This window comes from Bacteroides sp. CAG:189, assembly GCF_000432295.1.
Lineage (GTDB): Bacteria > Bacteroidota > Bacteroidia > Bacteroidales > Bacteroidaceae > Bacteroides > Bacteroides salyersiae.
Map to the genome: position 1 here is coordinate 1 of NZ_HF990963.1, position 1,216 is coordinate 1,216.

At 49.7% G+C, this 1,216-nt stretch carries 1 protein-coding gene; it reads left to right on the forward strand.

Going from position 1 to position 1,216, the window contains the following annotated elements; genetic code table 11:
• Positions 1 to 1,216, forward strand: a 1,216-nt coding sequence (locus QVP90_RS00150; RefSeq protein WP_288203551.1) for an AAA family ATPase, incomplete at both ends; no start/stop codon positions are given.

Here is a 1,216-nt window from a genome sequence, read left to right on the forward strand (position 1 = left end):
TTTTATTATGTGGATAAGACGGATTACATTCCACGTCTCGAGGCCTATAAAGCCCCCGTGTTCCTGCGTCCCCGCCGTTTCGGGAAAAGTCTGCTGGTATCCACCTTGGCGCATTATTATGACCGCACGTTGACCCACCGGTTTGAGGATCTCTTTGGCGGAACATACATCGGAAGCCATCCTACACCGGAGCACAACCGCTATATGATCATTCGCTATGACTTCTCGGCAATGGTGATGGCGGATAATATGGAGGGGTTGGAACAGAATTTTAATATTCTGAACCGCGGCCCCGTGGAAATCATGGTGACACACAACCGTGACCTCTTCGGAGACTTTCAGTTTTCCACTCGCGAAAATGCCACACAGATGCTCGAGGAAGTCTTGGCATATGCCCGCGCCCATGACCTCCCTCCGGTTTACATTCTGATAGACGAATACGACAACTTCACCAACCAGTTGCTGACCTCTTACAATGACCCGCTCTACGAGAAAGTAACCACTGCCGACAGCTTCCTGCGCACCTTCTTCAAGGTAATCAAAAAAGGTATCGGCGAAGGCAGTATCCGCACCTGCTTCTGTACCGGTGTGCTGCCCGTGACGATGGACGACCTGACCAGCGGATATAATATTGCCGAGATATTGACACTACATCCTGATTTTATCAATATGTTGGGCTTTACCCATGCCGAAGCGGATACTTATCTGCGCTACGTGCTCGACGATCCGCTCTACGAGAAGGTAACCACCGCCGACAGTTTCCTGCGCACCTTTTTTAAAGTAATCAAGGCAGGTATCGGTGAGGGCAGTATCCGCACCTGTTTCTGTACCGGTGTGCTGCCTGTGACGATGGACGATCTGACCAGCGGATACAACATCGCCGAGATACTGACATTAGAATCCGATTTTATTAATATGCTGGGCTTTACCCATGCCGAAACAGAAGCCTATCTGCGCTACGTGCTCGACAAGTATACCGGAAGCCAGGAACGCTACGACGAAATATGGCAGCTTATCGTCAACAACTACGACGGCTACCGTTTCAGCCCTAAGGGAGAAAAACTGTTCAATGCAACGATACTGACCTATTTTCTGAAGAAATTTGCAGTCAATAAAGGCGAAGTTCCCGAAGAGATGATAGACGAGAACCTGCGCACCGACATAAACTTTGCTACCCGTCACGGTGAAGTTCCCGAAGAGATGATAGACGAGAACC